Annotated in this window: 24 protein-coding genes; 9 read left to right on the forward strand and 15 right to left on the reverse strand. The window is 72.3% G+C overall.

Annotated features, from left to right (window positions below; genetic code table 11):
* Positions 1-108: 108 nt before the first annotated feature.
* Positions 109-609: a hypothetical protein gene (locus D1350_RS16120; RefSeq protein WP_125777059.1), complete on the forward strand. Its 501-nt coding sequence runs from the start codon at positions 109-111 to the stop codon at positions 607-609.
* A gap of 163 nt (positions 610-772) precedes the next feature.
* On the opposite strand, the gene D1350_RS16125 is transcribed toward D1350_RS16120, so the two are convergent.
* The 6 genes from D1350_RS16125 to D1350_RS16150 form a co-directional block, all read right to left on the reverse strand.
* Positions 773-1417, reverse strand: coding sequence for a nucleotidyltransferase family protein (locus tag D1350_RS16125; protein WP_125777060.1), 645 nt, complete (start codon positions 1415-1417; stop codon positions 773-775).
* Between the two features lie 5 nt (positions 1418-1422).
* Entirely contained in the window at positions 1423-2256 is an 834-nt protein-coding gene (locus tag D1350_RS16130) for an ABC transporter permease (RefSeq protein WP_125777061.1), read from the reverse strand.
* Complete coding sequence (locus D1350_RS16135) at positions 2253-3035, reverse strand: ABC transporter permease (RefSeq protein ID WP_125777062.1); 783 nt, start codon at positions 3033-3035, stop codon at positions 2253-2255. Before D1350_RS16135 ends, D1350_RS16130 begins: the two co-directional genes overlap by 4 nt.
* The gene (locus D1350_RS16140) at positions 3028-3768 is read right to left on the reverse strand and encodes an ABC transporter ATP-binding protein (RefSeq protein WP_125777228.1); all 741 of its coding nucleotides are present in this window, start codon (positions 3766-3768) and stop codon (positions 3028-3030) included. The genes D1350_RS16135 and D1350_RS16140 overlap by 8 nt, the downstream gene beginning before the upstream one ends.
* A 116-nt stretch (positions 3769-3884) precedes the next feature.
* Positions 3885-4946: an ABC transporter substrate-binding protein gene (locus tag D1350_RS16145; RefSeq protein WP_125777063.1), complete on the reverse strand. Its 1062-nt coding sequence runs from the start codon at positions 4944-4946 to the stop codon at positions 3885-3887.
* 195 nt (positions 4947-5141) lie between these two features.
* Positions 5142-5624 (reverse strand): nucleoside deaminase, encoded by a 483-nt coding sequence (locus D1350_RS16150; protein WP_240644153.1) that lies wholly within the window; start codon positions 5622-5624, stop codon positions 5142-5144.
* Positions 5625-5751: 127 nt separating this feature from the next.
* Here D1350_RS16150 and D1350_RS16155 point away from each other — a divergent pair, with 127 nt between their 5' ends.
* The 6 genes from D1350_RS16155 (at position 5752) to D1350_RS16180 (ending at position 12170) form a co-directional block, all read left to right on the forward strand.
* Positions 5752-6720, forward strand: a complete 969-nt coding sequence (locus D1350_RS16155) for a DUF2332 domain-containing protein (RefSeq protein WP_125777065.1) — start codon at positions 5752-5754, stop codon at positions 6718-6720.
* 141 nt (positions 6721-6861) lie between these two features.
* Positions 6862-8157: a cytochrome ubiquinol oxidase subunit I gene (locus tag D1350_RS16160; protein ID WP_125777066.1), complete on the forward strand. Its 1296-nt coding sequence runs from the start codon at positions 6862-6864 to the stop codon at positions 8155-8157.
* Complete coding sequence (locus D1350_RS16165; protein WP_164545189.1) at positions 8154-8882, forward strand: cytochrome d ubiquinol oxidase subunit II; 729 nt, start codon at positions 8154-8156, stop codon at positions 8880-8882. The genes D1350_RS16160 and D1350_RS16165 overlap by 4 nt, the downstream gene beginning before the upstream one ends.
* A gap of 92 nt (positions 8883-8974) precedes the next feature.
* Complete coding sequence (locus D1350_RS16170) at positions 8975-9601, forward strand: hypothetical protein (protein ID WP_125777068.1); 627 nt, start codon at positions 8975-8977, stop codon at positions 9599-9601.
* Positions 9602-10549: 948 nt separating this feature from the next.
* On the forward strand, positions 10550-11359 hold the full coding sequence (gene recO, locus D1350_RS16175) for a DNA repair protein RecO (protein WP_125777069.1): 810 nt from the start codon (positions 10550-10552) through the stop codon (positions 11357-11359).
* A gap of 1 nt (position 11360) precedes the next feature.
* Positions 11361-12170 (forward strand): isoprenyl transferase, encoded by an 810-nt coding sequence (locus D1350_RS16180; protein WP_125777070.1) that lies wholly within the window; start codon positions 11361-11363, stop codon positions 12168-12170.
* A 107-nt stretch (positions 12171-12277) separates the two neighbouring features.
* Here D1350_RS16180 and D1350_RS16185 read toward each other — a convergent pair whose 3' ends face one another.
* From D1350_RS16185 to D1350_RS16220, 8 genes are all read right to left on the reverse strand, one after another.
* Entirely contained in the window at positions 12278-13318 is a 1041-nt protein-coding gene (locus D1350_RS16185; protein WP_125777071.1) for an iron-siderophore ABC transporter substrate-binding protein, read from the reverse strand.
* Positions 13319-13418: 100 nt separating this feature from the next.
* Positions 13419-14273, reverse strand: coding sequence for an ABC transporter ATP-binding protein (locus D1350_RS16190; RefSeq protein WP_125777072.1), 855 nt, complete (start codon positions 14271-14273; stop codon positions 13419-13421).
* Positions 14270-15328 carry a FecCD family ABC transporter permease gene (locus D1350_RS16195; protein WP_240644154.1) on the reverse strand — a complete coding sequence of 353 codons (1059 nt, stop codon included), beginning with the start codon at positions 15326-15328 and terminating at the stop codon, positions 14270-14272. The genes D1350_RS16190 and D1350_RS16195 overlap by 4 nt, the downstream gene beginning before the upstream one ends.
* A gap of 2 nt (positions 15329-15330) precedes the next feature.
* Positions 15331-16389, reverse strand: coding sequence for a FecCD family ABC transporter permease (locus D1350_RS16200; RefSeq protein WP_125777073.1), 1059 nt, complete (start codon positions 16387-16389; stop codon positions 15331-15333).
* Positions 16390-16418: 29 nt separating this feature from the next.
* Positions 16419-16811 (reverse strand): Fur family transcriptional regulator, encoded by a 393-nt coding sequence (locus D1350_RS16205; RefSeq protein ID WP_125777074.1) that lies wholly within the window; start codon positions 16809-16811, stop codon positions 16419-16421.
* Positions 16811-17725 carry a metal ABC transporter permease gene (locus D1350_RS16210; protein WP_125777230.1) on the reverse strand — a complete coding sequence of 305 codons (915 nt, stop codon included), beginning with the start codon at positions 17723-17725 and terminating at the stop codon, positions 16811-16813. Before D1350_RS16210 ends, D1350_RS16205 begins: the two co-directional genes overlap by 1 nt.
* A 5-nt stretch (positions 17726-17730) precedes the next feature.
* Positions 17731-18579, reverse strand: coding sequence for a metal ABC transporter ATP-binding protein (locus tag D1350_RS16215; RefSeq protein ID WP_125777231.1), 849 nt, complete (start codon positions 18577-18579; stop codon positions 17731-17733).
* Positions 18576-19568, reverse strand: a complete 993-nt coding sequence (locus tag D1350_RS16220; RefSeq protein ID WP_125777075.1) for a metal ABC transporter substrate-binding protein — start codon at positions 19566-19568, stop codon at positions 18576-18578. Before D1350_RS16220 ends, D1350_RS16215 begins: the two co-directional genes overlap by 4 nt.
* 319 nt (positions 19569-19887) lie before the next feature.
* Here D1350_RS16220 and D1350_RS24155 point away from each other — a divergent pair, with 319 nt between their 5' ends.
* Positions 19888-20739 (forward strand): helix-turn-helix domain-containing protein, encoded by an 852-nt coding sequence (locus D1350_RS24155; RefSeq protein WP_240644156.1) that lies wholly within the window; start codon positions 19888-19890, stop codon positions 20737-20739.
* Here the strand turns inward: D1350_RS24155 and D1350_RS16230 are convergent.
* The gene (locus tag D1350_RS16230; RefSeq protein ID WP_125777076.1) at positions 20709-22106 is read right to left on the reverse strand and encodes a glycine--tRNA ligase; all 1398 of its coding nucleotides are present in this window, start codon (positions 22104-22106) and stop codon (positions 20709-20711) included. The genes D1350_RS24155 and D1350_RS16230 overlap by 31 nt on opposite strands.
* A 254-nt stretch (positions 22107-22360) precedes the next feature.
* Between D1350_RS16230 and D1350_RS16235 the strand changes: the two genes are divergently transcribed.
* Positions 22361-23551, forward strand: a complete 1191-nt coding sequence (locus tag D1350_RS16235) for an NAD(P)/FAD-dependent oxidoreductase (RefSeq protein ID WP_125777077.1) — start codon at positions 22361-22363, stop codon at positions 23549-23551.
* Positions 23552-23580: the final 29 nt, after the last annotated feature.

The following is a 23580-nucleotide window of genomic DNA, read 5'->3' on the forward strand; positions in this document are numbered from 1 at the left end:
TCGCTCCACCGGAGCCGAGCATGGTGTCTTGCTGTCGCGGGCCTCGGGGTGGTCGTCGCGTCCCTCGCGGGCACGGACTGGACCGGCTGGCTCATGCGATCGGTCGGGATGTTCGCCCTGGTGGGCGCCTTGACGCGCTGGATCAGTCTGAGTGCTCAGGATCCGGTCACCAGGTCGCTGGTCGACGGCGAGATCGTCGAGCAGGCCGTCGATCCGGCGCCCCGCAGCGCGGGGACCCGCACGTTCCTCGACAACCTCCGGATTCTCCTCGGCAGGCGGAGGACCGCCGGGCAGGATCTGGAGTCTGTCCTGTCCGGCGGTGCCGTCGAAGTGATCACCTACCGGATGACCGACCCGAAGCCGACCGCGGTCGGCCTGAGGGTCGGCCTCGACACGGCGTCGCGGCTCGAGATCAGGGGACTGATCGGACCTCCGCCGTACGTGCTCGGCCAGGCGTCGCCGCCGGAGCGCGGTGGGTTCAAGCACGCGCTGTTCAGGCAGGTCGACGGCACCTCGGCGTCGGGCAGCTGGACGCTCGCGGTGCCGACGGTCGATCTGCCGTTGGTGACACTCGTCCTCGAGCGACTTTCCACCGGGACGGGCTCCTGACGACAGTTGGTGCTCCAGCGTTGTCACTCTGGGTACACATGGTCACCACGAGTGACAACGCTGGACGCACAAGTGTCCTGACGGGGGCGCTCGGCCACCCGCGTCGGCTACCACACGGGCCACCTGCGCCGGCATTCTGCGCCGCCGCCCGCGTCCGGGCGACTCAGCGCGCGGGGACGTCCACGTCGTCGCCGCCGCCCAGGTCCGTGCAGTCCACGTCCAGCGCCCCGTGGGTGCGCAGGTACGGCCCCGCGCCCACGTCGCCGCGCACCTCGGCCGAGACCGCCGCCCAGTGCGACCGCCCCAGCAGCACCGGGTGCCCCGGCCGCCCCCCATAGGTGGCGCGGGCCAGGGAGAGGCGGGTCCCGGCGGCACCACCCCCGGCTGACACTTCGTGCTGTTCCCGCGGACCGTGCGCGGGAGCCATTGCGAGGAGCCGCGCCACCGCCTCCGGGCGCAGGCCCGGGAGGTCCACGAGGGTGACGACGGCGCACGCGGCGGGCGTCGCCGCGCAGGCCGCGAGGCCCGTGCGGAGCGACGCGGCCACGCCGCGGGCCCAGCCCGCCGCGACGACCGGCCGGGCCCACGACGGCACGAGGGGAAGAGCCTCGGCAGCGCTCGCGCCGAGCACGACGAGGACGTCGGCGCACCCGCCGTCGCGCAGGGCACGGCAGGCGAGCTCGACCCAGGGCACGCCGTCGGCGGCCCGGACGAGCGCCTTGGGCGTCCCGTACCGGGACCCGGCCCCGGCGGCCAGGACCAGGCCGACGGCTGCGGGTCCGGCGGAACCGGGGCCGAGCGGAGGCACGGCTCTCAGCGCTGCCCGTACCGGGCGAGCACGAGCGACTCGATCACCTGCGCCACGACGTACAACAGCAGCGACACGAGCGTCACCACGAGCACGCACGCCCAGACGAGGTTGTTCTGCGACTTGCCCGCCGCGTCCACGACCATCGACCCGAGGCCCTGACCGGTGATGAGCCACTCCGCGAGCAGCGCACCCGTGATCGCACCGGGGACGGAGATCCGGACGGACGCGAACAGGGCCGGCAGCGCCGACGGGAACGCGACCTTGACGAGCATGGCCCAGGCCCCGCCGCCGTAGACGTGCACCACGTCGGTCATCTGCGACGACACGGAGCGGAGCCCCTGCACGATGTTGACCAGCGCGGGGAACACCACGACGATGCCGCTGATCACGGCGACGCGCGTGAGCGTGTCGGTGAACAGCAGCCGGATCACGGGCGTGAGGGCGATGAGCGGCACCGCCCGCAGGATGAGCGCCACCGGCATCACGGACGCCTCGACCGGCTTGGAGAGCACGATCAGGGCGGCCAGCGCCGTCGCCGCCAGCATGCCCGCCGCGAACCCGATGGCCGCGTCGCCGAGGGTGACGCCGAGGGCGTCGAGGACGTCGGCCCGCACCTCGGCGGAGTCGTCCTTGAGGTACAGGTACTCGAAGACGTCGGCGGGACCCTTGGCCACGAACGTGTTGTCGACGAGCGCCACCGCCACGACCCACACCACGGCGATGATCGCGAGCATCACGAGGCCGGTCGCGAGGGCCTTGCCCACGCCGTTCAGCACGGCGCGCCCGGTCCCGGGGCGCAGCCCCGTCGCCCGGCGCAGATCGGTCGGCCCGGTCATGCGCGACCCCTTCCGCTCGCCCAGGGCGCGGCGAAGCGGCCCAGGAGGCCGAAAACGCCGTACCCCACGCCTGCGACGAGCGCGCAGGCGAACATGATGCCCCAGGCCCGTTCGACCATGAGGCCCTGCCCGGCCGCCACGAGCGCGGGGCCGACTCCCCGGTCGACGCCACCGATGTACTCGCCGAGGATCGCACCGAGGAACGCGGCGGGCGCCGCGATCTGCAGGGCGGACAGGACCGCGGGCAGCGCGGCGACGAGCTGCACCTTGGTGAGCTGCTTCCAGCGTCCGCCTCCGTACACGCTGACGACGTCGAGCGCCGCGCGGTCGGCGGACCGGAAGCCGAGCATGGCGCCCACCACGGTCGTGAAGAACACCGACAGCGCCGCGAGGACGACAGCGGTGGGTGAGGCTCCGCCGTCGTCCGCCGGGCCCAGGATGATGTAGAGGATCGGCGTGATGGCGACGGTCGGCACGCAGTAGCTGATCACCGCGACCTGCATGATCGCGGACTCGAGCCGCGGGACGAGCAGCACCAGGGAGGCGAGCGCGAGGGCGAGCCCGTTGCCCCAGAGGAAGCCGAGCACCGCCTCGTTGACGGTCCCGGAGAAGTTCTTCGTATAGAAGCCCAGGCCGTCCACGCCGAGCTGGCGCAGCACGCCCGGGGGAGTCGGCATGGACTTCCCGTCGAACACCGTGACGGCCAGCAGCCACCACAGCGCGACGATCCCGACGAGTCCCGCCAGCCCGGTGAGCCAGGACCGGAACCGGTCAGGCATCGCCGGACCCTCCGGAGGAGGCGTCGCCGAACAGCAGCTCCGACGCGTGGTCGTGCAGGGCGTGGAACTCGGGCGTGCGCATCATCTCGGGCGTGCGCGGGCGCGGGAGGTCGACCTCGATGACCTCCTTGATCCGGCCGGGCCGCGGGCTCATGACCGCCACCTGGTCGGAGAGGAAGATGGCCTCGGAGATGCCGTGCGTGACCATGAGGGTGGTGGCCGGCTTCTCGGTCCAGATCCGCAGCAGCTCGAGGTTGAGGCGCTGGCGGGTCATGTCGTCGAGGGCGCCGAACGGCTCGTCGAGCAGCAGGACGGACGGCTTGACCACGAGGGCGCGCGCGATCGACACGCGCTGGCGCATGCCGCCCGACAGCTGACCGGGCTTGGCCTTCTCGAAGCCCTCGAGGCCCACGAGGCGGATCAGCTCGGTGACCAGCTCGTGGTCCACCGGCTCGCCCGACACCTCGAACGGCAGGCGCACGTTCGACAGGACCGAGCGCCACGGCAGCAGGGCCGAGTCCTGGAACGCGATGCCCAGCTCGTGGTCGCGGCGGAGCTCGAGCGGGGTCTTGCCGTCGACGAGGGCCGTGCCGCTCGTGGGCTTCTCCAGCCCGGCGAGGATGCGGAGGATCGTCGACTTGCCGCAGCCCGACGGGCCGAGCAGCGAGAGGAAGCTGCCCTGGTCGGTGTGTAGCGTGACGTCGTCCAGCGCGGTGACCGTCCTGCGGCCCATGCCGAACGACTTCGAGAGGTTCGCGATGTGGAGGCCGGTGCCGGCCCCGCCCTGCCCGCTCGGGGCGGGGACAGGGGCGGGGCCGGTACCGGTGGTGACGTCCTGGGTCACGGGATTCAGTCCTTGAGCTCCGGCTTCTCCTCGAGGAGCTCCTCGAGGAGGGACAGGTCGAACACGTCCTCGGCGGTCACGTCGATGCCCGCGGCCTCGAACGTGGCGAGGTTCTGCTCCAGCATGTCGTCGCTGATCGTGAAGATGCCGTTCTCGGCCGTCTCCTCGGTGTTGACCAGCTGCTCGCACTGGATCGTGTTCTGCTGGATCTCCTTCTCGAGCTCCAGCTCGAGGTCCGCACCGTACTCCTCGACGGCCAGCTCGGCGCCGCCCTCCAGGTCGGCGCAGGCGTCCTTCCAGCCCTTGATCTCGGCCTCGAGGAACGCCTTCACGTAGTCCGGGCGCTCGGCGATGGTCTCGTCGGTGGCGATGACCGACTCCGCCACGAAGGGCAGGCCGTTGTCGGCGAACAGCAGGTTCGTGACCGGCTTGCCCTGCGACTCCACGATGATCGACTCGTTGGTGACGTAGGCCAGGAAGCCGTCAACCTCGCCGTTGACGAGCGGCGACGGGTCGTACTGGACCGGCACGATCGTCACGTCGTCCTCGGTGAGGCCGTTGGCCGCGAGCAGCGCGGCGAAGAGGAGGCCGTTGCCGCCGTCCTGCACGCCGATCTTCTTGCCCTTGAGGTCGTCGATCGTCTCGATGTTCGCGCCGTCCTTCAGGGACAGGATCGTGAACGGGTTCTTCTGGAACGTGGTGCCCACGATCTTGATCGGGGCGTCCTCGTTCGCGACGACCTGGGCGACGGTCACGGCGTTCGTGAGGCCGAAGTCGGCCTCACCCGAGGCGACGAGGTTCTCGGTGGCGCCCGGACCGGCGTTGAAGGTGACCGTGCCGAAGCCCGCGTCGGCGAAGTAGCCCTTGGAGTCGGCCATGAACTCGCCGGCGAACTCGGCGTTCTTGATCCAGGAGAGCTGGACCGTGACGTCGCCGAGGCCTTCGCTCTCGCCGGCGGTCTCGGGCTCGCCGGAGCCGCAGGCGGTGAGGGCGAGCGACGCGACGGCCGCCGACGCCACGAGGGTGGTGAGGCGCGCAGCGCGCGTGCGCGGACGGGAAAGCTTCATCGTGTGGTTCTCCTGTGCTGGTTCTGACGCCGAAACCCCTGTTACAGATTGCGACCCTAAGGACCCTCGATTGCACCGCTCGTGTCGTCGGGTTACGCAGCCGTTAAAGGTACCGGACGCTATGTAATCGTTATGTGCGCGTCAGATCGTTCGTGGCGGGCATCACCGGGCGGGAATGCCGTGGAAATCGGTGTTTCAGTAGGGCGTCCTGTCGGGGCGGGCAAGCCAGGCATCGAACGGGCTCTCGCACCCCTCGACGCGGAGGTTCCGGACGGAGGTGGGCCAGGTCGCCCGGTCGCTGCCGAACAGGTCGTAGAAGGCACGGTCGTCGAAGCCCCCGCGCGCCGCGTCGTCCCGGTCCGCGGCGAAGACTACGCGGTCCACCCGGGACCAGAGCGCGGCCGCCAGGCAGAGGGGGCAGGGCTCGCACGAGCTGTACAGCATGCTCCCTGCCAGCGAGAACGTCCCCAGCGCCTGGCAGGCCGCGCGGATCGCGACCACCTCGGCGTGCGCCGTGGGGTCGAGGTCGTGGGTGACGCGGTTGACGCCCGAGGCGACCACCTCGCCGTCGTGCACCACGATCGCGCCGAACGGGCCGCCGCCCGCGGCGACGTTCTCCACGGCCAGCTGTACGGCCTGGGCGAGCCAGGCGTCGTCGTCTTTCGAGATGGCGTCCACGGTCCCGAATAGTGCCACCTGACGGTTTCCGGCGCGTGCCGGAGACGTGTCCGTCACGAAACAATTGTTTCTGTCTGGAACGCGAGTTGCGGGACGTGCGGAGCTTCTCGCCCTACGCTCGGTGCCCATGGGCACTTCCGAGACGTACCGGGTCTTCGCCACCGACTGGGCGCGGGGCGCCTCGCCCCGCTACGAGGACTGGTCGCTGGGCGTGGCCGACGACGCCGAGCTCGTGGCGCTGCTCGACGAGCTGCCCGCGCCCAAGCGCCAGCCCAACCTGCTGTTCGCGAGCGCCCGCCTGCTGGGCGTGCCGCTGCGGCCGTGGCACGAGGTGCGGCCCTGGCTCCTGGCACGCTGGCCCGACGTCCGGGCCGAGATGCTGGCCCGTGCCACCCAGACGAACGAGCCGGGCCGCTGTGCCACGCTGCTCCCTTTCCTTGCGGCGGTCGAGGGGCCGGTCGCCCTGATCGAGGTGGGCGCGTCGGCGGGGCTGACGCTGTACCCGGACCGGTACTCGTACGAGTACGTGTCGCCCGACGGCGTGCGGCGGATCGACCCGGCCGACGGGCCGTCGCCGGTGGTGCTGCGCTGCGAGGTGCCGTCGTTCGACGGCCTCCCGTCCAGCCTGCCCGAGGTCGTCTGGCGTGCGGGCATCGACCTGAACCCGCTGGACGTGACCGACCCCGGCGACCTGGCCTGGCTCGAGGCGCTGATCTGGCCGGAGCACGAGGACCGCGCCGACCGCCTGCGCCACGCGGCGGCGATCGCCGCGGCCGACCCGCCCCACGTGGTCCGGGACGACCTGAACGACGCCCTGGCCGCCCTCGTGTCCGAGGCGCCCGAGGGCGCGACGGTGGTGGTGCAGCACTCCGCGGTGCTGGTGTACCTCACGCCCGAGGACCGGGCCTGGTTCGTGGAGCAGGTGGGGAGCCTCGGCGTGACCTGGCTGAGCAACGAGGACCCCCTCGTGCTGCCCGACGTCGCCGCGCGGCTCCCCGAGGGCGTCGATCCCGCGGGGCGCTTCCTGCTCGCGCGGGACGGCGTGCCCGTGGGGCTGGCGGAGCCGCACGGGCGGGCGCTGCGACTGCTGGGATAGCGATCGCCCGGCGGGGTAGGGCCTGCCCTACCGTGCCGGCGGGTGCCTGCCCCACGGGGCTCTCAGGGTTCTCCCTGGTTCCGCCCGGAACCTCGCCGGGACCTGTTCCCGCGGGCCCGGCCGGTCCCTACCGTCGGCATCGTGAGCGCTGTCGACCTCGCCCGCCTGCAGTTCGCGCTGCTGGCCGCGACCCACTTCCTGTTCGTCCTCCTGACCTTGGGGCTCGGACCGGTCGTCGCCGTGCTCGGGACGCGCTGGGCGGTCACCGGTCGTGAGGTCTTCGAGCGGGCGACGCGGTTCTGGGGCCAGCTCTACCTGGTGAACTACGCGCTGGGGATCGCGGCGGGCATCGTGCTCGAGCTGCAGTTCGGGATGCACTTCCCGGGGCTGCTCGACGTGGCCGGGGAGGTCTTCGGCGCACCGCTGGCCGTGGAGACGATGGTCGCGTTCTTCCTCGAGTCGACCCTGCTGGGGCTGTGGGTGTTCGGCTGGCACCAGCTGCCGCGGTGGCTCCACGCGACCCTGTTCTGGCTGGTGGTCCTGACCGGCTACGCCTCGGCGTTCACGGTGATGGTGGCCAACGGCTTCCTGAAGAACCCGGTGGGGTACGAGCTCGTCGACGGCGTCGCGCACATCACCGATACGGCCGCCCTGATCCTGAACCCCGCGGCCCTGGTGTCGTCGCTGCACGTGCTCGGCGCCTGCCTCGTGGCGGGCGGCTTCGTCCTGGTGGGCGTCAGCGCGTCGCGGCTGCGGCTGCACCCGGCGACGGGTGGCCGCCAGCGGGCGGGCCGGCAGCCCGCCGACGTGGACGAGGACCTGTGGCGCCGGTCGATGCGCGCCGGGATCGCGACCGGGCTGGTCGGCGCCCTCCTGGCGACGGGGGCCGGGTACGCGCAGTTCACGTACCTCGACATGGACGACGCCGTCGCGGTGTACCCGGGAGTGGTGGGGACGTCCCTCGCCGTGATGATGGGGTTCGCCAACCTCGTGGTGCTCGGCGGGTGGGTGCTGGCACTGCTGCTGATCCGGGGCGCGCTCTTCCGGCTCCGGCCGAGGGTGCGGAACGGGCTGTTCCGCACCCTGGCGGTGCTGCTGCCCGCGCCGTTCGTGGTGGGGATCCTCGGATGGCTCGTGCGTGAGCTGGGCCGCCAGCCGTGGGTCGTGGTGGGCGTGCTGCGCACCGAGGACGTCGTGTCCGACCAGCCCGCCTCCGCCGTGCTCACGTCGCTCGTGGTCCTGGTCGGCCTCATGGTCACCCTCGCCGTCCTCGACTGGTGGGTGCTCCGCCGGCTCGCCGCCCGGGGCGCGGAGGGCCTCGTGCTCGGCGCGCCGCCCGGCCAGGTGCTGCACGACGACGGCGCCGGTCCCGAGGACCTGCTGCGCTTCGGCGCGGCGCCGGAGGGCCTCCGCGCGGCGCCGGAGGTGGTCCGGTGACCGCCGCCGTGTGGGGCGTGCTCCTCACCGTCCTGCTCGCCGGGTGGGCTCTGCTCGACGGCGCGGTCCAGGGAACCGGGGCAGCGCTCGGCAGTGCGCCGACGGGGGCGGAGCGGCGGGTGAGGCTCGCCGCCGTCGGCCCGCTGCTCCTCGCCGGCGAGGTCTGGCTCGTGGCCGCGGCGGGAGTCCTGGTGGGCGCGTTCCCGCACGCCGAGTCGGCGCTCGCGGCCGCGGGCTACCCGGTCCTCGTGGCGCTCGTCGCCTCGTGGGCCGCGCGCGACGCGGGACTCTGGCTGCGGAGCCGCCGTGCCTCCGCGGTCTGGCGGTCGGCCTGGGACCGGGTGATCGTGGTGGCGAGCACCGTGCTCTCTGCGGCCTTCGGCGCGCTGCTCGGCGTCGTCTGGGGGAGCGTCTGGGCGGCAGCGGGTCTTGCGGTGACGTTCGTGCTGCTCGTCCGCCTGCACGGCGCGGCCGTGGTGGCCCGCCGCCTGGGCACGACGGCCCGCGCCCCGCTGTGGCTGACCTCCGTGGCCGTGCTGTCTCCGGTGCTCGTCACCGTGGTGGCAGCCTGGCCCGCGCTGATGCACGGAGCCGTCTCCGTGTCGGCGCTGGCCGCGCTGGGCGGGATCGTTCTCGCCGCCCTGCCCGCGCTCGTCGTGGTCCAGGTCGCGGCCTGGTGGCTGGTCGCGAGGCCGCTGGGGCGACGGGACGTGGTGTTCTTCTGAGGGGTGGCGCAGTCGTGACTCACCGGGTGAACCGGACATCGGGGCCGGTCAGGGCGCGGGGAGCGTCGGGGGCTGCCGGTAATATCCAGATGGTGAGCCTCAAGAACCGCATCCTCCTCGTCACGCTCGGTGCGGTGGCGATGGCACTGGCGTCCGAGTTCGCCGGCCCGCTGCCGCAGTTCCTGGTGAGCCTCCTCGTCCTGGGCGGGTTCCTCTCGTTCCTCACGGCGCTCGTGCTGCCCACCGACCTGCGGAATCCGCCGGTGCACAGCATGACGATCCTCGACCGCGGCTACATGACGCCGACCGAGCTGCACCGGCTCCTCGGCATCCTGCCCCCGGCGGGCATCGGGACGCTCGAGGCCCGGGGCGCACAGTGGACCGTCGCCCGGCACGTGTGCCGGTGGCGCGCCGACCACGTGGTCGAGGTGCTGGCCCACCACGAGGTCGACGCCGTACGCGACCGCGAGATGCTGTCCGTGCTGCAGTGGGTGGGCGTGAACCTCCTGCCCGCCTTCGCGGGCTTCGCCCTCTGCGTGCCCCTGCTGGCGTTCACGGGCTTCGGCTCCATCCCGTCGAACTTCCTGCAGGCATTCGCCCTGTTCGTGGTGTGGGCCGCGCTGGCCCTGGTCACCCGCGCGGTCCTGGAGCGCTACGTGATCCACCGCGCCGTCTGGGAGCCGGAGCTGACGGAGCACGGCACGTTCGTGGAGCGCTGACCCTGTCGTGTCGCTGCCTCAGGACCCGGCCGTAGAAAGGTGCGGCGTAGGTCCCCTCGCCCCAGGGTGAACAGCGACTGGATCGTGCGCAGGAGGACGTCGTCGAGTCCGATCACGTGGGAGCCAACCGCTCTGACCCACCAACCTCGACTCGCGTCTCCTACCGCCCTGTTCCGATGGCGGGAACGGAGTCCGTCCAGTATGGGTGGGAAAGTACTTCCATCGTCCTGGACGCCGCGGTTCTTGATCTCGAGGCGCTGACGGATTCGTGCGGACGGATGAAACTAGGCATAGGCACGCTTGAGGACAACTGTCGTTTGTTACGCACCCAATCGGGAGACGGGGTGGCTCGGTGACAAGTAGCGCGGCTGGGTTGCGCCGCCTGCTAGAGAGGTATTTTCCGGAGTTTGGTGACGAGATCCGTGAATATGCGCGAGAGAGGTTGCGCTCCGATCTCGAGGCTGGATTCTCCGCGGAAGAAGCCGGCTTCGTGGGTGTGAACGAGTGGCTCTTCGAGATTGTGCAATGTACCCGTTCTTCCGAAAATGCGCCCATCGTCATCGCAGGCCAGAGGGTTGACAGAGCGGTTTTCTGCATTTTCCGAGGAGATCCTCGACACGGGAAACGAACATGTGTCGAACGAGTTCTTGCTCGAGGTCGTCGAGTACCTCGTCGGCGAGCCGGGGGTCTGGGACGAGGTGTCAGAATTTGCGGGCCCCCGGCTCCAGGCGAGCGTACGGAGGGAGCGATTCGGAGCCTAAAATGACGTTATTCAGCGGCTTGGCGGACGACCGTCCCGGATGGCAACGTCCACGGCTGCTGTGCAGGTCGTCGACAGGCGGCACCCGTGACAGGGCTCCTCTCATGTTCGAGGGCCGTCGTCCGGCGGTTGGCGTCGATAGCCGCCGGTCGGGTCACGATGTCGGTGAGGGCTGGGACAATGGTCCTGTGCCCCTGTACCGAGACGACGCGATCGTTCTGCGCACCCACAAGCTGGGTGAGGCGGACCGGATCGTCACGTTCCTCACGCGGGAGAACGGCAAGGTGCGGGCGGTCGGCAAGGGCGTGCGGCGCACGTCGTCCCGCTTCGGGGCACGGCTCGAGCCGTTCATGGTGGTGGACGTCCAGCTGCACGTGGGCCGCAACCTCGACACGGTGACCCAGGTGGAGACCGTGGGCCCGTACGCGCGCGCCATCTGCGAGGACTACGGCCTCTACACCGCCGGGGCCGCCATGCTCGAGGCAGCCGACCGGCTGGTCGAGGCCGAGCGCGAGCCAGCCGTCCAGCAGTACTGGCTGCTCGCCGGCGCCCTCCGGGCCCTCTCCGAGCGGCACCACGACTCGGGGCTGGTCCTCGACTCGTACCTGCTGCGCGCGTTCTCCGTGGCAGGCTGGGCGCCCAGCTTCACCGACTGCGCCCGGTGCGGCGAGCCCGGGCCGCACCGCGCCCTCAACGTGGCACAGGGCGGCGCCGTCTGCCCGCGCTGTCGGCCCCCGGGCTCCACGGCACCGGCCGCCGAGACCTTCGTCCTCCTCGCCGCGCTGCTGGCGGGGGAGTGGGACGTCGCCGACGTGTCCGACGCGCGGCACCGCAAGGAGGCGAGCGGGCTCGTCGCCGCCTACAGCCAGTACTACCTGGAGAGAACGTTGCGATCACTGCGCATGGTCGAGCGGGACACGCCCGCCGTCCCCGCACCTGCCATCCCTGCCGTCCCGCACAAGATCCCCGCGATCCCCCGTGAAGGCGAGGCGATCTGAGGTGGCGACCACCCCGGCGTCGGGCGCCAGGACGTATGTCCGGCCGTTCCCGCACCCCAGCGGCGCCACCGCGCCCGCGATCCCGCTCGAGTTCGTGCCCCGGCACGTGGCCGTCGTCATGGACGGGAACGGCCGCTGGGCCAACGCGCGCGGCCTGCCGCGCACCGAGGGCCACAAGGCGGGCGAGGCCGCCCTCCTCGACGTGGTGGCGGGCTGTATCGAGGTGGGCGTGCAGAACATCTCCGCGTACGCGTTCAGCACCGAGAACTGGAAGCGTTCCCCGGACGAGGTGCGGTTCCTCATGCGCTTCACCCAGGACGTGATGCGCCGCCAGCTGGACACGATGGCGTCGTGGGGCGTGCGGGTGCGCTGGTCCGGGCGCCGGCCGAGGCTGTGGGCGTCGGTGATCCGGGTGCTGGAGGAGGCCGAGGTCGCCACCCGCGACAACGACGTGTGCACGCTCACGATGTGCGTCAACTACGGCGGCCGGGCGGAGATCGCGGACGCGGCGGCGGCGATCGCCCGCGACGCGGCGGCGGGCACGCTCGACCCGCGCAGGGTGACCGAGAAGACGATCCAGAAGTACCTGTACGTGCCCGAGCTGCCCGACGTGGACCTGCTGGTCCGCACCGGCGGCGAGCAGCGCACGTCCAACTTCCAGATGTGGGAGGCCGCCTACGCGGAGCTCGTCTTCCTGCAGGAGGCGTGGCCCGAGGTGGACCGGCGGCACCTGTGGGGCGCGGTCCAGGAGTACGCCAACCGCGACCGGCGCTACGGCGGGGCCGTGGACGCGGTGGCCCAGCAGGGCTGAACGTGCGGCTGCCGAAGTAGTGCGCCCGTCCGGCCCTGCGCGGGATGAGACCCGCGCGGCCCGGACGGGCGCACTACTTCGGCAGCCGCACGCTGTGCGTGGGGGACTCAGTCGGCGACGACCGCCGACAGGTCCTCAGCGAGCTTCGCGATGCCGTCCGGCCAGTCGTAGGACAGGGCCGTGGGCGGCGACACCGACGACACGTTGACCTGGCCGACGACCTGCGCGACCTTGCCGGCGGCGAACGCCGGGACGGCCTGCAGCTCCTTGCGGGTCGGCAGCGCGGCCGCCTCCTCCTCGGTGTACGTGTAGGCCACGACCACGTCGGACTCGAGCTTGTCGAGCTCCTCGTACGACAGCGTGTAGAAGAAGCCGCCGTCCGACGTGTCGAGCTCGTCGACCGACGGGGCCGTCGTGAAGCCGAGCGCCTCGAGGAACCCGGCGCGCGGGTCGGCCGAGGTGTACACGTAGACGAGGCCCTCGGAAGGGCTGTCGACGATCGCGGCGATCGTCTTGCCCTCGAACTCCGGGTGCTCCTCGGCGATCCCGTCCGTGAACTCGTCGACGTCGGCGAGCACCTGCTCACCGGCGGCCGTACGCCCCAGCGACTCGGCGGTGATGGAGATGGTCTCGTCCCACGGGGTGGTCCAGGCCGCCTCGGGGTAGACGACGACCGGCGCGATCTCCGAGAGCAGGTCGTACTGCTCCTCCGTGATGCCCGAGTACGGGGCCACGATCAGGTCGGGCGCCGCCTCGACGAACTCCTCGTACGGCACGGACTCGCCGTCGTCGGTGAGGACGACGGGGTGCTCCACCCCGGCCTCGTCGTAGGCCGCCTCGACCCACGGCAGGAGGTTGCCCTCGCCGACGGTCCAGACCTGCTCCGCGACGGCGACGGGGAACACGCCCACGGCGACGGCGGCCTCGGTGGAGCCCCAGCCCCACGTGGCGACGCGCTCGGGCTCGGCCTCGACCACGGTCTCGCCGAAGGCGTGCTCGATCGTGACGGGGAACTCGTCGGTGGCTCCACCGGCGGCGGGGGACGAGGCCTCGGTCGCGGAGTCGTCAGGCGACGCGCAGCCCGCGAGGGCGAGGGCGGTCGCGGCGACGAGGCCGGCGACCGCGGTGAGGGAACGGCGAGGACGCACGGGTTCTCCCAGATAGAAGGTGTTAGGTGAGGAGAGCCTAACCTCAGCCGGACCCCTATTACGTCACGACGGTGTTACGAAAATGCCAGTGTGCCGCACGTCACGCGGAGTGGAACCGGCCTACCGGGACGACGAGGGGCGAACCGGACACCGGGTCGGGAACGACCTGGGCCCGGAGGTCGAACGCCGACAGCACGACCTCGCTGGTCAGGACCTCATTAGGGTTGCCTTCGGCAACGATCTTGCCCGCGCTCATCACCACGAGGTGGTCCGCGTACCGGGCGGCGAGGTTGAGCTCGTGCAGGACCATCGCGACGGTGGTCCCGCGCGTCCGGTTCAGCTCGGTGAGCAGGTCGAGGAGGTCCAGCTGGTGGCGCACGTCCAGGAACGTCGTGGGCTCGTCGAGCAGCACCACGTCCGTCTGCTGGGCCAGCACCATCGCGATCCACACGCGCTGCCGCTGGCCGCCGGACAGCTCCTGGACCGGGCGGTCGGCCAGGTCGCCCACGCCGGTGGACTCGAGGGCCGCGAGCACCACCGCGTCGTCGTCGGACGAGTGCCGCCCGAACCAGCCCTGGTGCGGGTAGCGCCCGCGGGCCACGAGCTCGGCCACGCGGACGCCGTCCGGCGCGATGGACGACTGCGGCAGCATGCCGACGCGTCGCGCGAGGTCGCGCCGGGCCATCCGCGAGACGTCCTCGTCGCCGAGCATCACCCGGCCGCCGTCAAGGGGGTGCAGCCGGGCGAGCCCGCGCAGCAGCGTGGACTTGCCGCACGCGTTGGGCCCCACGATGGCGGTGATCTTCCCGGGCGGCAGCGTGAGGTCGAGGCCGTCGATGACGCGGAGGCCGTCGTAGCCGAGCACCACGCCCTCCGCGCGCAGGGTGTCGCTCCGTGCGGCTCCGGGGTGGTCGCTGGTACCGGTGGCGTCGGTGACGCGGACGGCGGCGGTCATGCGCGGGACTTCCTCTCGTTCGTGGCGAGCAGCCACAGCAGGTACGGCGCACCGACGATGCCCGTCACGATGCCCACGGGGGCGGAGACGCCGAGCACGGCGTGCTGTCCCACCAGGTCGGCCGTGAGCACCAGCACGGCGCCCACGCCGGCGGACGCGAGCAGGGCGGCGCCGCCGTCGGACAGCAGGCGGCGGGCGATCGCGGGGGCGACGAGCGCGACGAAGGCGACCGGGCCCGCGAAGGACGTGGCGATCGCCACGAGCCCCACGGCGAGCAGCAGCGACCCCACCCGCGCGGCGTCGACGTGGACGCCGAGAGCGCGGGCGTTGTCGTCGCCGAGCGCGAGCGGCCCCTGCGTGCGGGCCAGGAGGCTGACGGCGAGCGCCAGCACCGCGGCGACGACGGCGAGGAGCGCCAGCTCCTCACCGCGGATGTCGGACACGGAGCCGACGGTCCAGAGCAGCGCCGACTGGGCGACCCGCTCCTCGGCGTTGGACAGGAGCCACGCCAGCAGCGACGAGCACAGGTACGCGAAGCCGACGCCGACCAGGACGAACCGGATCGAGTGAAGGCCCCGGCGCCAGGCGAAGAACCAGATCGCCACGGCGACGAGGAGCGCGCCGGCGAACGCCGCGCCCGCCACGGCGAGCCCGGTCACCCCGGCGACGAGCAGCGCCCACACGGCGCCGAGGCTGGCGCCGCTGGCGATCCCCAGGATGTCGGGGGAGGCGAGCGGGTTGCGCAGCGTCGACTGGAACAGCGCGCCGGCGAGCCCGAAGCACGCTCCCACGACCACGGCCGCGGCGACGCGTGGCAGCCGCAGCCGGTGCACGATGAACACGTCCTTGGCCTCGCCCACGCCGAGCAGCGCGGTGAGCGCCCGCCCGGGCGGCAGCGACGCCGCGCCCAGGGAGAGGGCCAGGGTCGCCAGGGCGACCAGGAGCACGGCGCAGGCCGCCAGGACCAGGACGAGCCGCCGGCGTCGGGCGGCGCGGAGGTGCCGGACGGCGGAGCCCGCCGCGACCGCGTACGTCGTCATCAGGTCGTTCGCCATGGTCACACCCCCGCCACGTTGCGGCCGCGGGCGACGGCGACGAGGACCGGGGCCCCGAGCAGGGCGGCGACGACGCCTGCCTCCAGCTCGGAGTGGGGCAGCACGAGCCGTCCGATGACGTCGGCGCCGAGGAGCATCACGGGCCCGAGGAGCGCGGCGAGCGCCATGACCCACCGGTAGTCGGTGCCGACGAGGCGGCGCGCGGCGTGCGGGACGGCGAGGCCGACCAGGGCGATGGGGCCGGCGAGGGCGGTGGCCGTGCCGGACAGCAGCACGACCGCGACGCCTGTCATCGCCCGGGTGGTGCCGACGCGCTGCCCGAGCGCCCGCGCTACGTCGTCGCCCAGGGCGAGCATGTTGAGCCGGTGCGCCAGGACCACGGCCAGGATCGTCCCGACGACGACGAACGGCCAGAGCGTGGCGACCGTGTCGAGGCCGCGGCCCGTGAGCGAGCCGACCACCCAGAAGCGGTAGAGGTTGAACGCCGTCGCGTCGCGGAGCAGGACCAGCGTGATGAGCGGCGTGATCAGCGCGGTGACGGTGGCGCCCACGAGGGCGAGGCGCACGGGCTGCGCGGCGCCGATCGAGAAGACCAGCAGGGCCGCCGCCGCGGCGCCGAGGAACGCGAACCAGACGTACCCGATGGGGGCGGTCACCCCGACCAGCCAGAACGCGCAGACCACGGCGAGGGACGCGCCGGAGTTCAGTCCGAGGAGGCCGGGGTCGGCGATCGGGTTGCGGGTGACTCCCTGGACGAGCGTGCCCGCCAGGCCCAGGGCGACACCGGCGGCGAGGCCCACGAGCGTGCGGGGCAGGCGCTGCTCCAGGACGACGCGGTGGTCCTGGTTGGCGGCGTCCGGGGCCACGAGCGCGTTCCAGACGTCGGCCGGGGCGATGTCCCGCACGCCGAGCGCGAGGCTCGCCACGGCGATCAGCCCCAGGGCCACCAGAGCCAGGACCAGGGCCAGGGCCCGACGCCGCGCGCGCCGGGCGACCGGGTCGGCGCCGGCCGTGCGGGAACGAGTCACCTCACCCGAGGACTCGCGTGGTGAGGTAAGCATTGCCTAAGTCTCGCACAGGGCGAGTGGTGCTAGGAGCGGCAGTCCGCGCAGGTGCCCCAGAGCTCGACCGTGTGGTCGATGTCCTCGAAACCGTGCGCCGCACCCACCGTCGACGCCCACGACTCGACGGTGGGGCCGTCGATCTCGACGGTCCGCCCGCACCCGCGGCACACCAGGTGGTGGTGGTGCTCGCGGCGTGCGCAGCGGCGGTAGAGGCTCTCGCCGTCCTCGTTGCGCAGGACGTCGACCTCCCGGGCCTCGGCAAGGGCCTGCAGCGTGCGGTAGACCGTGGCCAGACCCACGGAGTCGCCGCGGGAGCGCAGCACCTCGTGGAGCTGCTGGGCGGAGCGGAAGTCCGCCAGGTCGGCCAGGGCGTCCGCCACGGCGGTGCGCTGGCGGGTCATGCGGGGTGGTGCGTTCATCAGGCGCAGACCTCCTTCTCGCCCGGACCTGTGGCGGTCGCGACCTCGACGTCGTCCGGGATGTCGGGGTGCGGGTCGGTGGCGGGGGACCGCCGGGTCAGGAGCGGCCGGGCGAGGACCGCGACGACGTAGGCCGCGATGGCCAGCACCACGATCGTGGCGCCGGGGGAGACATTCTGCCAGTACGTGATCGTCAGCCCGGTCACGCACACGACCACGCCCACCACGCTCGCGGTGAGCATCGTCCGCGTGAACGCGTGCGTGAGCTGCTGCGCCACCGCCACGGGCACGATCATCAGGGCGCTGACGAGCAGCAGGCCGACGACGCGCATCGCGACCGTCACGGTGAGGGCGGCCACCACCGCGACGGCGATGTTGAGAGCCCACACGGGCAGGCCGGACGCCGTGGCGAACTCCTCGTCGTGGCTCACGGAGAATAGCGCGGCGCGCAGCCCGATGCCGACCGACAGCACCACGGCGGACAGCACCACGGTGAGCACGAGGTCCGTGCCGGAGACGGTCGAGATGGACCCGAACAGGTACTGCATCAGGTTGCCCGACGTGCCACCGGCCAGCCCGATGAGCAGGACGCCACCGGCGATGCCGCCGTAGAACATGATGGCGAGGGCGAGGTCGCCCGACGTCCGGCCGCGGCGGCGCACCACCTCGATCAGCACGGAGCCCGCGACGGCGGCCACGACCGCACCGGGAACCGCCAGGACGTCGTCCTCGCGGAGGCCCATGGCCGCTCCGACGAGCCAGCCCAGCGCCACGCCCGTGAGCGCGACGTGGCCGATGCCGTCACCGAGCAGCGCGAGCCGCCGCTGGACCAGGTACGTGCCGACCACCGGGGCGCTCACGCCGACGAGCAGCGCGGCCAGGAGCGCCCGCTGCATGAACGGGTCGGTGAGCATGTCGATCACGGCTGGACCTCCAGCTCGGCCAGGGGAGCGCGGCGCTGCTCCTCGTCGTCGTGCGGATGGACGTGCAGGTGCCCGACGGCGTCGTGGTCGCCCCGGGCGGCGGGCGGTGCCCCGTCGTGGACCACGCGTCCGTGACGCAGGACCACGGCGCGCGTGACGAGCGGGGTGAGCTCGCCGAGCTCGTGGAGCACGACGAGGACCGTCAGGCCGTCGTCGACCAGCGAGCGCATGGTGGCGGCGAACGCCTCCTGGCTCGGCCGGTCCACGCCGGCGACGGGCTCGTCGAGGATCAGGAGCTCCGGTCGCCGAACCAGGGCGCGGGCGATGTAGACCCGCTGCTGCTGGCCGCCCGAGAGGACGTGCAGGGCGTCGTGGGCCCGGTCGGCGAGGTCCACCTGCTCGAGGGCGGCCCGCACCTCGCTGCGCCAGCCGCGGGGCAGGCGCAGCCGGCGGCCGTGCAGCAGGCCGGAGGCGACGACCTCCTCGGCCGTGGACGGGACGCCCGACCGGGCGCCGACCCGCTGCGGCACGTAGCCCACGCGTTCCCACGGGACAGCGGAACGGTTGGTGCGCGTGGAGCCGACGCTCGCCCCGGCGGAGCCGGGGAGGCTCCCGCCGAGGACGCGCACCGTGCCCGCGCTCGGCGGGTTGACCCCGACCAGCGTCTTGACCAGCGTGGACTTGCCCGAGCCGTTGGCTCCGAGGAGCGCGACCACCTCGCCGCCGCGGACCGTGAGGTCGATCCCGCGGAGGATGTGGCTGGCGCCGGCCCGGACGTGCAGGCCCGACACCTCGATGACGGGCTCGCCCGTCGTCGGCTCACGGGTCACAGGCTCCGCCGTCACGAGCACACCAGGCCTTCCTCCAGCGCCGCCAGGTTGGCGCGCATCACGGTCACGTAGTCGTCGCCGGCGGCCGTTGCCTCCTCCGACAGACCTTCCAGGGGGTCGAGCGTAGCGGTCTCGACCCCGAGGTCCCCGGCCAGGGTCTCGGCGACCTTGGGGCTCACGAGGGTCTCGGAGAAGATCGTGGTGACGCCGTGCTCGCGCACCACGTCGCCGATCTCCCGCAGACGGGCGGGCGACGGCTCCGCCTCGGGGTCGAGCTCCGTGATGCCGTACTGCTCCAGGTCGTAGCGCTCGGCGAGGTAGCCGAAGGCGACGTGGCTCGTCACGAGCGTCGCGCCGGTGCAGGCCGCGAGGCCGTCGGCCAGCTCTTGGTCCAGGTCACCGAGCTGCTGGGCGAGGCGCTCCGCGCCGGCCGCGTACTCGTCGGCGTGCTCCGGGTCGGCTGCGGACAGCTGCTCCGCGACCGCGTCGCCCACGACGGCGAGCCGGCTCGGGTCGAGCCAGAAGTGCGGGTCCAGGTTGCCGTGACCGTGGCCGTCGTCGGCGGCCTCCTCCTCGGCGTGCTCCTCGGCCGTCTCCTCCTCCGCGTGCTCGTCCTCGGCGCTGCCCGGGTGCTCCTCGAGCTCCGCGACGTCTGCCGCGTCCACGACGCGCTCCGGCTGCCGGGACTCGATGCCCTCGTCGACGGCGGTCTGGAAGCCGGACAGGTACACGACCACGTCGGCCTCCCCGATGGACCGGACCTGGGCGGGGGAGAGCTCGAGGTCGTGCGGCTCGGCGGCCGGCGGCGTGAGGTTCTCGACGGTGACGAGGTCACCGCCCACCTGCTGCGCCACGTACTGGAGCGGGTAGAACGAGGCGAGCACCGTGACGCCGTCGTCCCCTGTGCCGCCCTGGGCGTCACCGCTCGAGCAGGCTGCGAGCGGTGCGACGAGAAGGGCGAGGGCGGGGAGGGCGGCGCGGAGCGCGGCGCGACGAGGCTTCATGAGAGTCATTCTCACTTTTGGTGAGAACGGTTGTCAAACCTCGTCGTCACGGCGCCGAGGGTCGTCCGGGTTGGGGCGAGACGGCCGCGGATGGACATGTGCCGTGCTGGTGAGGTCACACACGGTGACAATGTGGACGCAGAGTGACATTGCCAGGCGCGACCAGGTTCCTCCGGCAGGGTCCGACGGCAGGGTCCGACGGCAAGGTCCACCGGCGTGGCGCGTGGACCCCCGAAGGGAGCGGTCCCGCGAAAGGTTGTCCACAGCCTGGCGTCCCGCCGTGTGGCGCCCGGCCCTCTCGCCAGGAACGATCAGCGCCATGGATGCAGCGGGGCTCGTTCGTGCGGCGAGGGATCGGAGCGGGCTCACCCAGCAGGACCTGGCGGACCGTGCGGGCGTCTCGCGCGCGACGGTGGCGATGATCGAGACGGGTAGCCGGTCGCCGTCGCTCGGCGTCCTGGACGGCCTGATGGCGGCGGCCGGGCTGCAGCTGCACGTCGAGCTCGAGCCGTTGGACCAGGACGTCCGCCGCCTGCTCGGGGAGGTGGCGGACGGCCCCGCACCCGCCGAGCGCGTCGCCGAGCTGTGGAGCGCGTTCCGGGGACTCGCCGACGCGGCGCACCGGGTCGAAGGACTCGCTGCGGCCGCGCTCCTCGGTCTCCCGGTCCCCGTCCCGGTCTGCGAGATCGCGTTCGCGGACACGCCCGAGACGTTCGCCTGGCTGGCCGAGGGCCTTATCGGCTCCGGCCCGCGTACCGGCTCCGGCCCCGGCTCCGGCGCAAGCCCCGGCCCCGGCTCCGGCGCGCGATTCTGGCTCCGCCTGCCCTGGGAGGACCGCCCGCTGTTCCTGGTCGAGTCGGAGGCGCGGCTCCGGGAGATCCTGGACGAGTGCGACGAGGGCTGGTTCTGGCTCACGTACATCTTCGACGAGGTCCGGGCGCGCTTCGTCCCCGCGGACGACGTCGGACGCCATGTCACCGTGCTGACCGAGCGGGGGTCCATCCCCGTGCAGCCGATGCACGAGATCTCGTGCGACGACCCGCGGGCCGAGCGCATGCTCCGGGTCGCCCGCGCAGAGCTCGAGGGCAGCCCTCGACTCGAAGGCGGCTCCCGGCTCGCGGGCGACCCGGAGGATGGTCGTCAGGCGCCGACGAGGTACCCGCCGAGGTAGCTCACGACCTTGTCGAGCGCAACGCGCTCCTGCGTCATGGAGTCACGGTGGCGGATCGTCACGGCCTGGTCCTCGAGCGTGTCGAAGTCCACGGTGACGCAGAACGGCGTGCCCACCTCGTCCTGGCGGCGGTACCGGCGGCCGATCGCACCGGCGTCGTCGAAGTCGACGTTCCAGAGCTTGCGGAGCTCGGCGGCGAGGTCGCGCGCCTTGGGCGAGAGCGCCTCGTTGCGGGACAGCGGCAGCACCGCGGCCTTGACGGGCGCGAGACGCGGGTCGAGCTTGAGCACGGTGCGCTCGTCCACGCCGCCCTTCGTGTTGGGCGCCTGGTCCACGGTGTACGCCTCGACGAGGAAGGCCATCAGGGACCGGGTCAGGCCGGCGGCCGGCTCGATCACGTACGGGAAGTACTTCTCGTTGCTCACCGGGTCCCGGTACATCAGGTCCTTGCCGGAGTGCTCCGTGTGCGTCCGCAGGTCGAAGTCCGTGCGGTTCGCGATGCCCTCGAGCTCGCCCCACTCGCTGCCCTGGAAACCGAAGCGGTACTCGATGTCCACGGTGCGGGTGGAGTAGTGCGAGAGCTTCTCCTTGGGGTGCTCGTAGTGCCGCAGGTTCTCGCGGGCGATGCCGAGGTCCGCGTACCAGTCCGTGCGGTAGTCGATCCAGTACTGGTGCCACTGCTCGTCCGTGCCCGGCTCGACGAAGAACTCCATCTCCATCTGCTCGAACTCGCGCGTGCGGAAGATGAAGTTGCCCGGCGTGATCTCGTTGCGGAACGACTTGCCGATCTGGCCGATGCCGAACGGCGGCTTCTTGCGTGCCGTGCCCGCCACGTTGGCGAAGTTCACGAAGATGCCCTGCGCGGTCTCGGGCCGCAGGTAGTGCAGGCCGGACTCGTCCTCGACCGGGCCGAGGTGCGTCTTGAGCATCATGTTGAAGTCGCGGGGCTCGGTCCACTTGCCGCGCGTGCCGCAGCTGGGGCACGCGATCTCGGCCAGGCCGCCCTCGGGCGCACGGCCCTTCTTCTCCTCGAACTCCTCGACGAGGTGGTCCTCGCGGAAGCGCTTGTGGCAGGAGAGGCACTCGGTCAGCGGGTCCGTGAACACGCCGACGTGGCCCGAGGCGACCCAGACCTGGCGAGGCAGGATCACCGACGAGTCGAGGCCGACGATGTCGTCACGGCTCGTGACCATCGCCTTCCACCACTGGCGCTTGATGTTCTCCTTGAGCTCCACGCCCAGGGGACCGTAGTCCCACGCCGACCGCGTCCCGCCGTAGATCTCACCCGACGGGAACACGAAACCTCGCCGCTTGGCGAGAGAGACGACGGCGTCGAGCTTGGCGGTCGCTGAAGGCGCACTGGCCACGTAGATCACTCCAGGTCGGGAACGGGCCCGCGCGAGGCGCCGGCATGCGCTCGCGGGGGTCGCGGAAAGAATCAGGGTCAGCCTACCGGTCCCGCTCTCGTCGAACCTGCCCTTTCGCCGGGGCGAGATTTCGCGCGCCGCCAGGGCCTGCGACGGGGGAATTTGCGGCGAAAGACGGCTCGCGCAGGCAATATTCCCGTGAGCGAGCGCCGGAGGACTCCCTTCGACCGCCTTCCCCGTGGCAGGATGCCGCCATGAGCTCTTCGGCGCGGGCGAACGCGCGAAGCCGTGTCCCCCTGCCTCGGCAGGCAGAGGTCGTCGTCGTGGGCGGCGGCGCCCTCGGCACGTCCGTAGCCTTCCACCTTGCCGAGGACGGGGTGGACGTCCTGCTGATCGAAGCCGCGGACCTCGCGTCCGGCAGCTCGGGGAAGCCCGTCGGCGGAGTCCGCGCCCAGTTCTCCGACCCGGCCAACGTGGACCTCGGGAACCGCAGCCTGGAGCTGTACGAGGACTTCGCGCAGCGCCCGGGCGCCGACATCGGGCTCCAGCAGCCGGGCTACCTGTTCCTCCTCCCCGACGACGCCGACGTGGCCCGGTTCACGGACGCCGTCGCCATGCAGAACTCGCGGGGCGTGGCGAGCCGCATGCTCACCACGGACCAGGCGTGGCGCCTGAACCCGTACATCGACCCCGACCGGTTCGCTGGCGCCGCCTACGCGGCCCGTGACGGGTACGCCCTCCCGCACGCCGTGGTCGAGGGCTACGCCGCGGGCGCCGAGCGGTTCGGCGCCACGGTCCGCACCCAGTGCGCGCTGACCGAGGTGGAGGTGCGGGGCGGCGAGGTGGCCGCCGTCTGGACCGAGGAGGGCCGGGTCCGGACCCGCGCGGTGGTGCTCTGCACCGGCGCGTGGACGCGCGAGGCCGGTCGCCTCGCCGGGCTGGACCTGCCCGTGGACCCGTACCGCCGCCAGATCGCGTTCACGCCGGCGCTCGATCCGGCACCGCCGCGCATCCCGTTCACGATCGACTACGGCTCCACGTTCTACTTCCACAACGCGGAGCCGGACGGCCTGCTGCTGGGCATCGCCGACCCGGACACCCCGATCGCGTTCGACACCGAGTACGACCCGGTGTGGCTGCCGCTCCTCCAGGGTGCCGCCGAGCGGTGCGCGCCCGCGCTGGCCGACGTCGCCGTCGCTCGCGGCTGGGCCGGCCTGTACGAGATGACGCCCGACCGCAACGCCCTCATCGGCGAGGCGACGGACGCTCCGGGCCGCATCCTCTACGCCGCCGGATTCTCGGGCCACGGGTTCCTGCAGGCTCCGGCGGTCGGCGAGGCCGTACGCGACCTGTACCGGGGCCGCGAACCGCGGGTCGACGTGTCCGGCTTCTCGGCGGACCGCTTCAGCCGCGGCCTGACCACCAACGAGTCCCTCATCGTCTGAGACCCAGACGCCTGAGCCGAGAGAAGAGA

It is taken from the genome of Antribacter gilvus (genome assembly GCF_003946865.1).
GTDB classification, from domain to species: domain Bacteria; phylum Actinomycetota; class Actinomycetes; order Actinomycetales; family Cellulomonadaceae; genus Antribacter; species Antribacter gilvus.

Excerpts from the sequence above, each read along its gene's own strand:
- D1350_RS16130 (WP_125777061.1), bottom strand. The coding sequence starts at position 2,256 with ATGACCGGGCCGACCGATCTGCGCCGGGCGACGGGGCTGCGCCCCGGG.
- D1350_RS16200 (WP_125777073.1), bottom strand. The coding sequence starts at position 16,389 with ATGCTTACCTCACCACGCGAGTCCTCGGGTGAGGTGACTCGTTCCCGC.
- D1350_RS16190 (WP_125777072.1), bottom strand. The coding sequence starts at position 14,273 with ATGACCGCCGCCGTCCGCGTCACCGACGCCACCGGTACCAGCGACCAC.
- D1350_RS16195 (WP_240644154.1), bottom strand. The coding sequence starts at position 15,328 with ATGGCGAACGACCTGATGACGACGTACGCGGTCGCGGCGGGCTCCGCC.
- D1350_RS16120 (WP_125777059.1), top strand. The coding sequence starts at position 109 with ATGTTCGCCCTGGTGGGCGCCTTGACGCGCTGGATCAGTCTGAGTGCT.
- D1350_RS16220 (WP_125777075.1), bottom strand. The coding sequence starts at position 19,568 with ATGAAGCCTCGTCGCGCCGCGCTCCGCGCCGCCCTCCCCGCCCTCGCC.
- D1350_RS24155 (WP_240644156.1), top strand. The coding sequence starts at position 19,888 with ATGGATGCAGCGGGGCTCGTTCGTGCGGCGAGGGATCGGAGCGGGCTC.
- D1350_RS16210 (WP_125777230.1), bottom strand. The coding sequence starts at position 17,725 with ATGCTCACCGACCCGTTCATGCAGCGGGCGCTCCTGGCCGCGCTGCTC.
- D1350_RS16140 (WP_125777228.1), bottom strand. The coding sequence starts at position 3,768 with ATGGGCCGCAGGACGGTCACCGCGCTGGACGACGTCACGCTACACACC.
- D1350_RS16205 (WP_125777074.1), bottom strand. The coding sequence starts at position 16,811 with ATGAACGCACCACCCCGCATGACCCGCCAGCGCACCGCCGTGGCGGAC.
- D1350_RS16135 (WP_125777062.1), bottom strand. The coding sequence starts at position 3,035 with ATGCCTGACCGGTTCCGGTCCTGGCTCACCGGGCTGGCGGGACTCGTC.
- D1350_RS16235 (WP_125777077.1), top strand. The coding sequence starts at position 22,361 with ATGAGCTCTTCGGCGCGGGCGAACGCGCGAAGCCGTGTCCCCCTGCCT.
- D1350_RS16155 (WP_125777065.1), top strand. The coding sequence starts at position 5,752 with ATGGGCACTTCCGAGACGTACCGGGTCTTCGCCACCGACTGGGCGCGG.
- D1350_RS16145 (WP_125777063.1), bottom strand. The coding sequence starts at position 4,946 with ATGAAGCTTTCCCGTCCGCGCACGCGCGCTGCGCGCCTCACCACCCTC.